This is a genomic window from Pontibacillus sp. ALD_SL1 (assembly GCF_017355605.1).
In genome coordinates, this window is record NZ_CP062974.1 from 2,954,217 (window position 1) to 2,967,443 (window position 13,227).

11 protein-coding genes are annotated in these 13,227 nt (G+C 41.9%); all 11 read right to left on the reverse strand.

Translation table 11 applies throughout. The features are described from left to right. Nucleotides 1-142 precede the first annotated feature (142 nt). Complete coding sequence (locus IMZ31_RS14970; protein ID WP_036782739.1) at nucleotides 143-919, reverse strand: 3-hydroxybutyrate dehydrogenase; 777 nt, start codon at nucleotides 917-919, stop codon at nucleotides 143-145. 163 nt (nucleotides 920-1,082) lie between these two features. Then, nucleotides 1,083-2,111, reverse strand: coding sequence for an LLM class flavin-dependent oxidoreductase (locus IMZ31_RS14975; RefSeq protein ID WP_207528101.1), 1,029 nt, complete (start codon nucleotides 2,109-2,111; stop codon nucleotides 1,083-1,085). A gap of 509 nt (nucleotides 2,112-2,620) precedes the next feature. Continuing rightward, entirely contained in the window at nucleotides 2,621-2,770 is a 150-nt protein-coding gene (locus IMZ31_RS14980; RefSeq protein ID WP_207528102.1) for a hypothetical protein, read from the reverse strand. A 182-nt stretch (nucleotides 2,771-2,952) separates the two neighbouring features. Further along, on the reverse strand, nucleotides 2,953-3,357 hold the full coding sequence (locus tag IMZ31_RS14985) for a hypothetical protein (protein ID WP_207528103.1): 405 nt from the start codon (nucleotides 3,355-3,357) through the stop codon (nucleotides 2,953-2,955). 197 nt (nucleotides 3,358-3,554) lie between these two features. Further along, nucleotides 3,555-4,721, reverse strand: coding sequence for an iron-containing alcohol dehydrogenase (locus tag IMZ31_RS14990; protein WP_207528104.1), 1,167 nt, complete (start codon nucleotides 4,719-4,721; stop codon nucleotides 3,555-3,557). 186 nt (nucleotides 4,722-4,907) lie between these two features. After that, the gene (gene menC / locus IMZ31_RS14995) at nucleotides 4,908-6,038 is read right to left on the reverse strand and encodes an o-succinylbenzoate synthase (protein WP_371825454.1); all 1,131 of its coding nucleotides are present in this window, start codon (nucleotides 6,036-6,038) and stop codon (nucleotides 4,908-4,910) included. Then, a complete protein-coding gene (locus IMZ31_RS15000; RefSeq protein ID WP_207528105.1) occupies nucleotides 6,008-7,501 on the reverse strand; it encodes an o-succinylbenzoate--CoA ligase in 1,494 nt (497 codons plus the stop codon). The genes menC and IMZ31_RS15000 overlap by 31 nt, the downstream gene beginning before the upstream one ends. 628 nt (nucleotides 7,502-8,129) lie before the next feature. Next, a complete protein-coding gene (gene menB, locus IMZ31_RS15005; protein ID WP_207528106.1) occupies nucleotides 8,130-8,951 on the reverse strand; it encodes a 1,4-dihydroxy-2-naphthoyl-CoA synthase in 822 nt (273 codons plus the stop codon). 31 nt (nucleotides 8,952-8,982) lie between these two features. Further along, the gene (menH, locus tag IMZ31_RS15010; RefSeq protein WP_207528107.1) at nucleotides 8,983-9,792 is read right to left on the reverse strand and encodes a 2-succinyl-6-hydroxy-2,4-cyclohexadiene-1-carboxylate synthase; all 810 of its coding nucleotides are present in this window, start codon (nucleotides 9,790-9,792) and stop codon (nucleotides 8,983-8,985) included. Between the two features lie 9 nt (nucleotides 9,793-9,801). Next, a complete protein-coding gene (gene menD, locus IMZ31_RS15015; protein WP_207528108.1) occupies nucleotides 9,802-11,535 on the reverse strand; it encodes a 2-succinyl-5-enolpyruvyl-6-hydroxy-3-cyclohexene-1-carboxylic-acid synthase in 1,734 nt (577 codons plus the stop codon). Then, entirely contained in the window at nucleotides 11,532-12,920 is a 1,389-nt protein-coding gene (locus tag IMZ31_RS15020; protein WP_207528109.1) for an isochorismate synthase, read from the reverse strand. Before IMZ31_RS15020 ends, menD begins: the two co-directional genes overlap by 4 nt. Between the last annotated feature and the right edge of the window lie 307 nt (nucleotides 12,921-13,227).

Below are 13,227 nucleotides of genomic sequence, written 5' to 3' on the forward strand. Positions count from 1 at the left end.
CCGAGCAAGCCCAAGCACTCATAAGCATAACGGCCCCTTCCAGCAACTTCAATCCTTCCACATTCGCTGGATTATATGGATATATTCAGAAATAAAAATGCCCTAAGAGTTTATGTACTCTAAGGGCATAAGTGCTAACGTTTTATTGAACCGTGTAACCGCCATCAATAACAGCGGCTTGACCGGTGATACTTTTTGCTTTTTCGCTTACTAAGAAAATCGAGTAATCTGCAATTTCTTGTACCTGAAGTAAACGCTTCTGCGGAACAAGAGGATAAATAACTTCTTCTAATGCTTTTTCTTTATCGATGTTTCTTGTCTTTGCAAGGTCTTCTAACTGATTTTGAACAAGTGGTGTATCAACATAGCCTGGACAAATGGCATTGACCGTGATCCCGTGATCTGCGCCTTCTAAAGCCGTAACTTTTGTTAGTCCAATTACACCATGTTTTGCACTATTGTATCCGGCCTTACCTGCAAAACCAATTAATCCATTGATGGAAGCCATATTTAGTATGCGACCATAACCTTGTTCCTTCATGTGAGGGAACGCGTATTTGATTCCGAAGAAAGGTCCCTTCAACATAATATCCAAGATTAATTCAAATTTCTCACTTGGAAATTCTTCAACTGGAGCTACATGTTGAATTCCAGCATTGTTTACAAGGATATCAATAGAACCAAACTTCTCAACCGTTTTTTCGATTGCGTTCTTAACGTCTTCTTCTTTAGCTACATTCGCCACTACACCTTCAACAGTATGGCCTTGAGATCTTAATTCCTCTACGGATTTATTAAGTGTTTCTTCGTTGATATCATTTAACATAACCTTTGCACCAGCTTTTGCGAACTCCGTCGCAATTTCAAAGCCGATCCCCTGACCAGAGCCAGTAATAAGAGCAGATTTTCCTTCAAGCATACATGCTTCCTCCTTTAAATGTACTCTAGATTACTTTGCCCAAATTTCTTAATTCAAATAGAACAATCACAAAAAAATATATTTTAGTGTGGTAAAGGGTGTCTGACACCCTTTAATCCTTTACTACATAAAAAAGAGCAGACGATTGTCTGCTCTTTTATGCTTATTCCCCTTTAAACAGTTCAGCTACAATTTCATAAGAACGGCGTCGAGCGGCATGATCATATATCTGGGAAATCACCATAACTTCATCTGCGCCAGTCTTTTCAATAAATGATTCGAGCTGATGTTGTACCGTTTCCTTACTACCTATAATGGAAGATCCTAATTGTTGCTTTAATGCTTGTTTCTCCCACTCCGTCCAAATATCTTCCATTGAATCAACGGGTGGAGGTAATGGAGACTCATTCTTACGTATTAAATTTAAGAACTGCTGTTGGAGTGTTGTAGCTAATCTCTCTGCTTCTTCATCGGTCTCAGCAGCAATTATATTTACTCCTACCATAGCATGTGGTTCTGCTAAAGAATCTGATGGTTTGAATGTTCGTTTATATAAGTCTAGAGCTGGCACTGTGTCACGAGGAGAGAAATGACTCGCAAATGCAAATGGCAAGCCTTCTTCCCCGGCTAATTGTGCACTATAGCCACTTGAACCAAGCAGCCAAATTGGAATATCCAACCCTTCACCAGGGTAAGCACGAACGTGAGGATTAGCTGGTCCACGAGAAGGATCGAAGTAACTTCGAAGCTCTTCTAATTGGTCCGGAAAATCATGAGGACCACTTTGTCCTCCACGTCGCAAAGCATGAGCCGTTAACTGATCTGTGCCCGGCGCTCGTCCTAACCCTAAATCAATGCGACCAGGAAATAATGACTCCAGTGTCCCAAACTGTTCGGCAATAACAAGAGGAGCATGGTTTGGAAGCATTACTCCACCCGAACCAACCTTGATTGTAGATGTTTGAGAAGCTACATGGCCAATTAAAACTGAAGTCGCAGAGCTTGCAATAAACGGCATATTATGATGTTCTGCAAGCCAGTAACGATTATACCCTAAGCTTTCCGTATGCTGAGCTAAATCTACAGTTCTTTTGAAAGAGTCAGCTGGTCCTCCGTCCTCACGTATTGGCGCTAGGTCCAACACGGAAAAAGGAATAGACTGCAACAGACTCGTTTGGTTTTGTTCGCTCATTGTTTCATCTTCTTTCTTTAAAGGATGATGATGGTAAGCACTTTCCCTTACCTAGTATGAGACAGTGTAACAAGATTTCTTTCGTGTGCCTAACGACTTGCTCAGTTTCCATTATGAGTAGATCTGGGGAGGGATGTTACAGACTAAAAGCATAGAGGGAATAGGTAGGTTGTCACAAAAGCTGGGGCCTTACTCTGAGACAACTCGTTTTCCTGCAGGGAGCGGGGGAAGCATCCTCAAACGCTTTCGCTCCATGTAATCCAATATTCAAGTGCGTGGTACCCCTAGGGAGAAGAGATCGTACGACTAATACCGCTCATGATAACCTTGACCGCCCCAAACCTTATGGAGCCTCAGAGAGCAAGTGATTTTTACGGCCGCTTTACTCTCAATGTATATCAACGCAAAAGTTACTCTCCATTCAATAAAAAACTTATATCAGCTTTATTCCTTCCATATGAAGGAAGGTTATAGAAGTATTTAAATCAGATAATAACTTCTTGTTAGAGCTATGGTTTCAAGATCGTAACGAGACTCGTTAAGCATCGTTCAATCCACGTAGCATTTCGTTTATTTTTCATCAGACCTTTTCGAACTGATGGTTTTTCTGGTTTTCTTTTATCAATCATATCTCGAATTTCAAGCTCTGTTAATACCATACATTCCACTTCCTTATTTTAAGATATCCATCATTCAAATTTCTTATGGGATGGTAATTTTAATTATAGGGAGAAATCGAATTTGTTTTAACAGCACCAAGCATGATTAGGCCTCATACTATAGCCGGAATTTTTTCTCCACCTTAAGAAAAAAAAATCACCCTGAAATGGGTGATCCTTTCTTATTGCTGTAGAGTTGACTGATAATCCTTTAATTTTTGTGTTGTCTCAGAAATTAATTTTTCGATTTTTTTCATGTCTGGAGATGGTTTCTGCGCTTCTCCTATTAAAGGATAGAGACTCTCTTCTATATTTTTATAATATTCCGGGTTCTTTTCTTCAACTTGCTCTTCAATTAAATCCCATGCTTCATCTATCTTTTTACCAGCTTCATTGACCTTAATAAGATCCCCATTACCTTGCATAGCTTTTTGCAACATTTCAATTTCTGCTAACACCTTGTCTATACCGTCTTGTACTGATACCTCTTGTTCTGTGTCCTCTGCAGAAATCTGATTAACGCCAGGCGTGATTAGTACACTAAAAGCTAGGACTAAACTCGCGATCATCCAATAGACTCTCTTCATATCATCGTCTCCTTTTCATAGTCTCGGGGTTTAATTTTTCCAGATAAATACTTGTTTATGCAAAATGTTACATGAATTCATGATTACATAAAGAAAAAATTAAAACATCGTTTACCTCGGTAGTCATCCAAACTACAATTTATATGTACAGCAATAAAAAAAGCCACCGTCTTTTTAGACGATGGCTCCCTACTTATTTAGAACGTTACCTCTTTACCATAATACGCTGACTCGAATAGTTTCTTCATTTCTTCTTCAGAAGTTTCTCGCGGGTTTGTCCCCGTACAAGGGTCATCCATTGCATTCTTAGCCATTTGGTCAACGTGTTTGTTGAATAAGTCTTCAAAAACGCCAAACTCTTTAAGGGTATTTGGTACCCCCATCTCACGATTTAACTCACGAACCCACTCAATTAGAGAGTCCACCAATTGCTCTTGTGTATCACCTTTTAGTTCAAGACGCTTCGCCATTTTAGCAAAACGATCACCGACTACACTGCGATTAAATTGAATCACGTACGGAAGGTAAATACCATTTGCACAGCCGTGAGGAACTTCAAATGTCGGTCCACTCTTGTGGGCCATACTGTGAACGTTACCTAGCACAGCATTTGCAAATGCCATACCAGCCATCGCTTGAGCATAATGAACTTTCTCTCTAGATTCTTTATTTCCTTTATAGGAGCTAAGAAGATGTTCATCTAGAGTTTCTAGAGCCTCAATGGCTAGAGAATCTGTGAATGTGGTACGAGGTTTAGCCACATAAGCTTCAATACTATGTGTGACAGCATCCATGCCACTATACGCAATAACTTTTTGAGGCATAGACTCTACCATCACTGGATCAATCACAGCCAAATCTGGCGTAAGTTCAAAATCAGCAAGAGGGTGTTTAACACCTGTTTCTGAATCCGTAATTACGGACAAGTTTGAGATCTCTGAAGCAGTACCACTTGTTGTTGGTATTCCAACAAACTTAGCTTTCGTACGAAGTCCTGGCAAATTAAATGGTTGCATAGCATCTTCGAATGAAAGGTTTGGACGTTCATAGAAGATCCACATCGCTTTGGCAGCATCCATTGGTGAGCCACCGCCAATACCGATAATCCAATCTGGTTCAAATTCGTTTAATGTTCCCAGATGATCCTGAACCAACTGAGTAGAAGGCTCTTCCGTAATGCCTTCAATGACTTTTGTTTCTATATTAGCTTTCGCTAAATGGCTTTGAATTTTATCTAAATTTCCATTCTCCTTAACGGAACCACCGCCAATGACAAGAACAGCTTTTTTTCCATCTAAGGATTCTAATGTCTCTAACGCATCTTCTCCGAAATAAATATCTCTTGGAATAGTAAAACGATTCATTTCTTATAGCCTCCAATACGATCAGATAGTGGAGAAATAGCCGTTTTACAATTAGCATAAACTTAAATCTAGAGGAATGATCTTTTTTACTCATGATACAAAATATAAATATCGCTTACAGAATATACCTTTAGAACTAGATCAGAGCTACTCATAAAAAAAGAGCACCCAATATGCTTTGTACTCTTATAACGGATAGGTGAACGTTTCTTGTGTAATCCTACTCACTCGTTCACGATTGATCTCAAAACCAATACCTGCTATATGCCGCGGCACCTCTACCTGCCCGCCTTGTAATTCAACTTCCGGAATAATCACGTCTTCATGCCAATATCGCTTGGAAGCCGATATATCCCCAGGAATCGTTATGTTTGGCAGGGATGCAAATGCAATATTGTGCGCCCTTGATATGCCAGTTTCAAGCATACCCCCACACCATACACTCACCCCATAAGCTTCACATAAGTCGTTAATGCGCAGTGCTTCAGTTAATCCACCTACACGGCTAATTTTGATATTCATGTTCTTACAGCTTCCTAGTTGAATGGCCTGATACGCATCATGATAGCTACCAATACTTTCATCGAGGCATATAGGTGTGTCCATGCGTCGTTGTAGTTCTCTATGCAAATAGAAATCACCAGCTTTAAACGGCTGTTCAATCATCAGAAGGCCTAGGTCATCTAATGACGCAAGGTGCTCCAGATCCTCTTCACCATAAGCCCCATTTCCATCGAACATAATAGAAAGACCAGATGATAGACGTTTGACAGCTTCAATATCTTCTCTTTCACAGCCTTTTCGAACCTTCACTTTTATACGCTTGTACCCTTGATTTTCATAATAGGAAACAAGTTCATTAAGATCCTCTGATAAACTTACGACAACACCGACAGGGATAGCAGACTGTACTCCCCCAATAAGTGAAGAAAGGGATTGATTCTGCTGTTTAGCATATAAATCCCACAAAGCCCCTTCAAGAGCCGCTTTCGCCATTTGATGCCCCTGCTCCTTCTCGACTATCTTAGGTAAATCTGAAGGATGGTGAATCGTGCTCTCTTTAATTCTAGGGAGAAAATGATCTTTCATCATAATCCAAGAGGTTTCCACCGTTTCAGCTGTATAAAAGGGAGTTGAAAAGGCTACCCCTTCTCCCCAACCTGATTGACCATTTGAATCAGTTGCTTCTACGAGAATGCCTTCTCTCTGTTGAACCGTTCCTGCATGTGTTGTAAAAGGTGTAACAAGGTTCATCTTATATCGATGTAGTTTCACAGAAGTCAGGTTCATTGTACATTTCTCCTCTGTTTTAGCCAATTGGCCAGCTCCCTACGTAGAAGCTTGTTCGTCGCATTACGCGGCAAGTGATCAACAAAGTAAATTTCTTTCGGCTGTTTGTAAGAGGCCAGACGTTCTGTCGAAAAGTCTAAAATATCTTCCCTTGAAAGTGGCATTCCTTCCCTTACTACAATGAAAGCTACTGGGACGCTCCCCCATTTTTCATCTTCTTTCCCAACAACCCCAACTTCTTTCACTTGATCGAGCCCGCTTAAAACCCCTTCAATTTCAGCAGGATAGATATTCTCCCCTCCTGATATAATCAGATCTTTTCGACGATCAACAACATATAAGAAGCCGTCCTCATCTTTATAGCCAAGATCACCAGTACGAAGCCACCCTTGTTGAATCATTTCTTCATTTGTTTCAGGCCTTCTGTAATAACCAGCAGTCACCATAGGACCTTTCACCACAATTTCTCCTACTTCATGTGCATTTGTTGGTTTGCCATCTAATTCAATTGAAAGTTGAGCAGGAAATAGAGGTTTACCAGCCGATCCAATCTTGTCTAAGGCGTAATCAGGACTAAGCGTAACAATTTGAGATGCTGTTTCGGTCATGCCATACGTTTGGAAAACAGGGACTGACTTTTCTTTCGCTTTATGTAATAACGCTTCTGATGCAGGACCGCCCCCTAACAACATTCCTCTAAAATTAGCAGGATAATACTCAGAGCCAAGCCGGTCTAAGAGACCATCAAGCATGACGGATACCACAGAAACCGTCGTAACTCCCTTGTTCATGATTGCATCATGGACCGCTTCAGTATCAAAAGAAGTGTGTAGATGGACCGGCATGCCATATATCACGCTTTTCATGAGAATGGACAGCCCACCTACATGGAAGAGGGGAAGGGCAGCCAACCATTGGTCTTTTTCTGTAATACCAAGATTTAATGCCGAACTAACTGCACTCCACCAGTGGTTACTATAAGAAAGCATAACTCCTTTTGGAGAACCTGTGGTCCCAGACGTATAAAGGATCGTGTATGGGGCTGCCATCTTGACTTCTTCAAGCATCGAAATCGAACTAGCTTGACAATCTTTCAACTCTTCAAATGATAAAGATTGGACTTCAGTTTGCTTTTCTATTTCTTCTATTGTGCCCTTATAGGAGTCCTCTCCTATAATATAAGAACAACTTGAGTCTGTTACTTGAAAAACAAGCTCTTCAATTGTTAAACGTGTGTTCAGCATCACCCCAACAGCCCCCAAGTAGGAAAGAGCATGTATCATTTGGACCATTTCAACAGAACTTTTAGCATAAACAGCAACATGCTCCCCCCTTTGGATTCCAAGAGAGGATAGGCGGGCTGCCATCTCTTTTGTTCGGTGTTGGAGTTCAGAGAATGTCAGGGTCTCATCTTCCGTTACAAGAGCCACACGTTCCGGTGTTAAAAAAGCTCGCTGTTCTAACCAATTTGGCATGGTTTGTTCGCTCATATTTATCACCCTTTCCACTATTAACATCACCAAAAATTATGATTATCTAACAAGTTTATTCAAGAACAGGGCAGGATTGTTGAAGACTCGAAGCTGAGGCACTCTATCCTGTGTGGGGCCGTTAAGTTTATTGAGTGCTAGGGGTGCCTGGGGAACGACTCGCTTTCCGCGGGCGAGCTGTTGAGCCTCCTCGTTCGCTTGCGCTCTCTGTGGGGTCTCGTCGACCTCTTTCTCCCGCAGGAGTCTCCCCGTTCCCCAGACACCCCTTATCAGAAGTTGTAGAACGGCCCCGCAGCTCTAGTAGGGCGGGGCTTCAACAATCCGCCTGCTTATGAAGCGTGCTTCAGTTCCCTCTATATATGGCAAAGGTGGTTCGGGAAATTGCGAGACTCCTGCGGCAGTGGGAGCCTAGGGGAGACCCCACAGAGAGCGTAGCGAACGAGGAGGCTTCCCAGCTCGCCGCGGAAAGCGAGTGATTTCCCGAACCACCTTATTCTCAATTTGAGCAAACGGAAGCATTCTCTCAACTTCAAGTCTTCCATATAAGGGGGCAAATAAAAAAGGATGCCTGTGGAGTCCCCATTAGGAGGGGAAACTCTTCACAGGCACCCTCTAAACATCAATCGGTTTATGGGAAACGTGGGAACTGTTTGAAGTTCGGTTTGCGTTTTTCTTTAAAAGCATCGCGACCTTCTTTTGCTTCCTCTGTAGTGTAATAAAGAAGTGTTGCGTCGCCACCCATTTGTTGAAGACCCGCAAGACCATCTGTATCAGCGTTAAAGGACGCTTTCAAGAAGCGTAGAGCCGTAGGTGATTTCTCAAGCATTTCTTGACACCATTGTACGGTTTCTTCTTCAAGTTTTTCTAAAGGCACAACCGTATTTACCATACCCATATCTTCTGCTTCTTTAGCAGAATATTGACGGCACAAGTACCAAATTTCGCGGGCTTTCTTATGACCAACCATACGGGCTAATAATCCGGCTCCGTACCCAGCGTCGAAACTTCCGACTTTTGGTCCCGTTTGACCAAAGATTGCATTGTCTGCTGCAATTGTAAGATCACATACTACGTGAAGAACGTGTCCACCGCCAATTGCATATCCAGAAACCATTGCTACAACTGGCTTTGGAATAACGCGAATTAAACGTTGTAAGTCTAACACATTAAGACGTGGTACTTCGTCGTCTCCTACATAACCACCATGACCGCGAACTTTCTGATCTCCTCCTGCACAGAATGCATCGTCTCCTGCACCAGCAAGGACGATTACACCGATTTTAGAATCATCACGTGCGTATGAGAACGCATCTAATAATTCTTTAACCGTGTGAGGGCGAAAAGCGTTTCGTACTTCAGGGCGATTGATGGTAATCTTTGCAATACCATCGTGTGTTTGATAAAGGATGTCATCATAATGACGTTCATTAATCCATTCTACTGCTGACATATGTATACTCCTCCTTTTAATTATAGCGCTTTCATCTAGTTTCACTTGAAACGATGAACTCATATACTATTTTAGCAAAAGTTTGCGCTTGTTCCACGTGAATTGCATGACCAGTTTGTGGTATGTTTTCATGAATGGCATGTAAAAAGTGACCCTCCATTTGTTTGGCAATGGATGTGAATTTCTCATCCCATTCTCCCGTAACAAGTAGAACGGGCTTCGTAAATGTAGATAAGCGGTCCCACCAAGAAGGTTGTACACCTGTCCCCATACCACGCAAAGAAGCAGCTAACCCTTTTGGCGTCTGACTCAAACGCTCTCTACGAATTCTGTTCTGGATATCTTCTGATAAACCTTTCTGGCTTTCAAACATAGGGAGGTCCTCCCATTTTTCCACAAAAGCTTCAACTCCATCTTGCTCCAAAGATTCTGCTAACCCTTCATCTTTTGTTTGCCGAGCAAGTTGATCTTGAGTGGAGTGAAGTCCAGGACTTGCACTTTCAAGCGTTAGACTTTTTACCATTTCAGGATATGCCATTGCAAATGAAAGAGCTGTTCTTCCTCCCATAGAATAGCCTATCACATGGACAGATGACAAGGACATCTGTGCTAAAAGTTGACTAATATCCTTGCAAACAGACTCCATCGTAAAATCTTCTGTAACCTCTGTCTTTCCGTGTCCAGGCAAATCTAGTCTAATCCATTGTATATCTTCTTGATGAGTGCTTACTAGTTCGTCCCATGTGGAGTGAGACCCTGTAAAACCATGCAGAAGCAATACAGGCTCCCCTTCTCCAATTGTATCAACCCAATAATTTTGTTCGTGTACCTTTATAAACATCGCCACTCATCACCTTTCTAATAAGGCATGTTCAATTTGTTTCCACTTTTGACGATGCCAAGCAGCATTTTCTTCACGGTTTGTTTTTACTTCAATGACAGACAATCCTTTAGCTTCAGAGGATCTACCTATAGAATCTCTGAATTGCTGCCACGTGGCTACTTCTTCATATTGTCCACCGTACATCTCAATGACTTTACTATAGTCAAGAGCTAAAGGTGTTCCAAACAAAGGCTCAAAGTGGTTCTTATGTTCAGCTTGAGGTAGAAACGAGAAAATGCCTCCGCCTTCATTATTGATAACCACAATGCGAAGATCTAAGCCAAACTGCTTCGCTGCAAATAAACCATTAAGATCATGAAAGAACGATAAATCACCCAACACAAGAGTAACCTTCTCACCGTGAGCCGCTGCTCCAAATGCGCTTGAAACAACTCCATCTATGCCATTAGCACCTCGATTAGCTAGTGTTCGAATTGATTTGGGCGTTGTCAACATAAACGTATCCAAATCACGAATCGGCATACTGTTCCCTACAAAAAGAGAGCCTTCTTCAGGGAAACTCTTTAAGATCTCTGTAAAGATATGACCTTCTGATAAGGTCGTCTCTTGATTTTCTATTAGCGTTGCTTTGGCTAGCTGGTTGGCTTCCTGCCATTTCTTTAACCATTCAACATCAAAGAAAGATGACTCAAAGTGGTTAACCCAAGTATCACAGAAGTGTTTTCCATCAGCAAAAATAAGAGAAGCTGCGTTACCACTTGGTTCTCTGAAGCCTTCATAAGGTTCCACAACGTATTGCTCAATTTCTGGGTGGTCCTGAAGCATAAGCCAATATGGTTTTGAAACAGGCATTGCTCCGAAGCGAATAATGAAATCAGGAACAAATTGCTCTCTTACAGTTGGACTTTTTAATATTGCATCATAGCTTTCAATCACATGGTCCTTTTCATGTTGACCAGAGCGGACTTGTGATAGGGGGTCTGCTAGAACCGGAAGCTGTAAATGTCGAGCAAGCTGAGTAATTGCAACGGGTAAGTCCCGATCCGTTTGAGGTCCACAAACAATCAAACCTTTTTGGTGCTTATCCACCCTTTCTTTAATTTCCCCGATGAGTTCTGGTTGCACCTTTCTCTCCCCTTGATAAGCATGGTGAAACGATCGATCAGAACTCTCCCCCCATAAATGATCGAGTGAGAAATCCGGAATTAAGGGTGAACGAAACGGAAAGTTTAGATGAACAGGACCAGGGTTATGATCAAGTGACGTGTAAAAGGCTCTGGCAGCCTTACTGCGTACATAACGAAGCATTGCTTCACTGCTTTCAGGTAACGCCATTTCCTCGAACCATTTTACGTATTGACCAAACATATGAATCTGATCAATAGCCTGTGGGGCTCCGACATTCCGTAGTTCATGAGGACGGTCAGCCGTTAACACCAATAAAGGAACACGGCTGTAATAGGCCTCAACAATAGCCGGATAATAATTGGCAGCTGCCGTTCCAGATGTACAAACAATTGCAACTGGCTTTTGCTGTTCTTTCGCTATCCCCAAAGCAAAAAAAGCTGCAGAACGTTCATCTACATGAATCCAATGGTTCACCGCTTCATGTTCTGCGAAGGTCATGGACAATGGTGTGGACCTTGACCCAGGAGAGAGGACAACATCGGTTAATCCTGTCTGTACGAGCTCATCCACAAAGTTGGCCACATATCTAGTAAGGGTTTCTGTATGTGTCATTCTCTTCCTCCTAAAGCATGAATCATAGGTAAGAATTTAACAGCGGTTTCTTTGTATTCTTCATCTGGGTCAGAGTCTTCTACGACCCCACATCCTGAGAAAAGAATGGCCTGATCTTTCTTTAATAACGCCGAACGTATAGCAACAGCAAATTCACCGTTTTGATAACTGTCAAACCAACCTACCGGTGAGGCATACCACCCTCTATGGAAGGGCTCATTATCTCTGATAAACTGAAGAGAGTCTTCTCTTGGATACCCACCTAAAGCAGGAGTAGGATGAAGCTTTTCAACGACTTCTAGTAAAGATACACCTTCCTTAAGCTTCCCGCTCACAGGTGTATAAAGGTGTTGCAAGTTACGAAGGGGATATAAAACAGGCGAATCTGGTACGTGAACATTTTCACAACAACCTGTTACAGCTTTTTTAATCATTTGTACAACAAAATCATGTTCCTGCAAATTTTTCTCATCGCGGATCAACGCTTGACCTAAAGCTTCATCTTCTTTTGGAGTGTTGCCACGTGGCACCGTTCCCGCCAAGCATGTTGATAGCAGTTCATTATCTTCAACTTTGACAAGACGCTCAGGTGTCGCTCCCACGAAACAAGAGTCTCCACTTTCAATTGCAAATATATAACTTTGAGTCTGCTCTTCTCTCAATTGACGGATGACTGAAGAAGCCTTACGATCATCTGAAAATGAGACAATCATCTCTCTGGCCAAAACGACTTTCCCTAATCGGTTGCTTTTTATATGATCCGTGGCTTTAGATACAATCTCTTTGAATTCATCAGGACGAACTTCTTCCTGGTTCGTAACCATGACATCTTCATCATAGGTGGAAGTTCCAGCAAGTAATTTCTGATATTCTTCTGTAACGTGACCAAATAATTCATCCTCGTTATCGTGGGGATGAATCATCAAATTTATGGTCAAATAGGTCTCTTCTTTCCACTCCGTCAACAAATACATCGGAATTGAGACTTTACTGTTAGGAAAGTCTCTCCAGGTTCCATTCTCTTCCTTTAAAGGATCAAACGAAAACCCACCTAAGGCAACCGGACCTGTTCCCGGAATTTTGTACGGGTTGTCAATTACAGCTTCTGCTAGAACATCATTCCACATTTGCCTAGTCGAGTAAAAACGATTTTGCTCAGCCTCAAAGGTATAAGCCGATCCAACACCAACAAGAGTGAACATCGTATCAGCACTTGTCCAATAAACCCGTTCCCCCTGATAAACCTTCCCTGCCTGGAAAAAACCAAGGGAATCAACCGAATCCACCCTAGTGGTTACACTTATAAGCTGAGGCGTGTCGATATGCTTTCTATTTGAAAGAGCTTTATAAAGCTTTTCATGATAAAACGAAGTTGTTTCAATCAAATGAATGCCCTCCAATCATCAGGGACTTTGTCACTATATATTTTGGCACAACAGTACTATTATATCGAAAAATCATTATAAATCATAAAAATCCCATCTTTATTTTATTCCCTTTTTTAATATAGAACAAGTAAAAAGAAAAGCGCAGGGGGGGTGAATAGGGCCGTACGGATAAGACAGCTTTTCGGAAAAGGCGATTAGCCTTTGGAGAAAAGATGACTTATCACGCTAGGCCCTCCCCGCCGGAGCTAGATCAGAAAAGCGCAGGGGGCTTGCCCAAGAAGATGATGAAGTCCGACTAAAACCG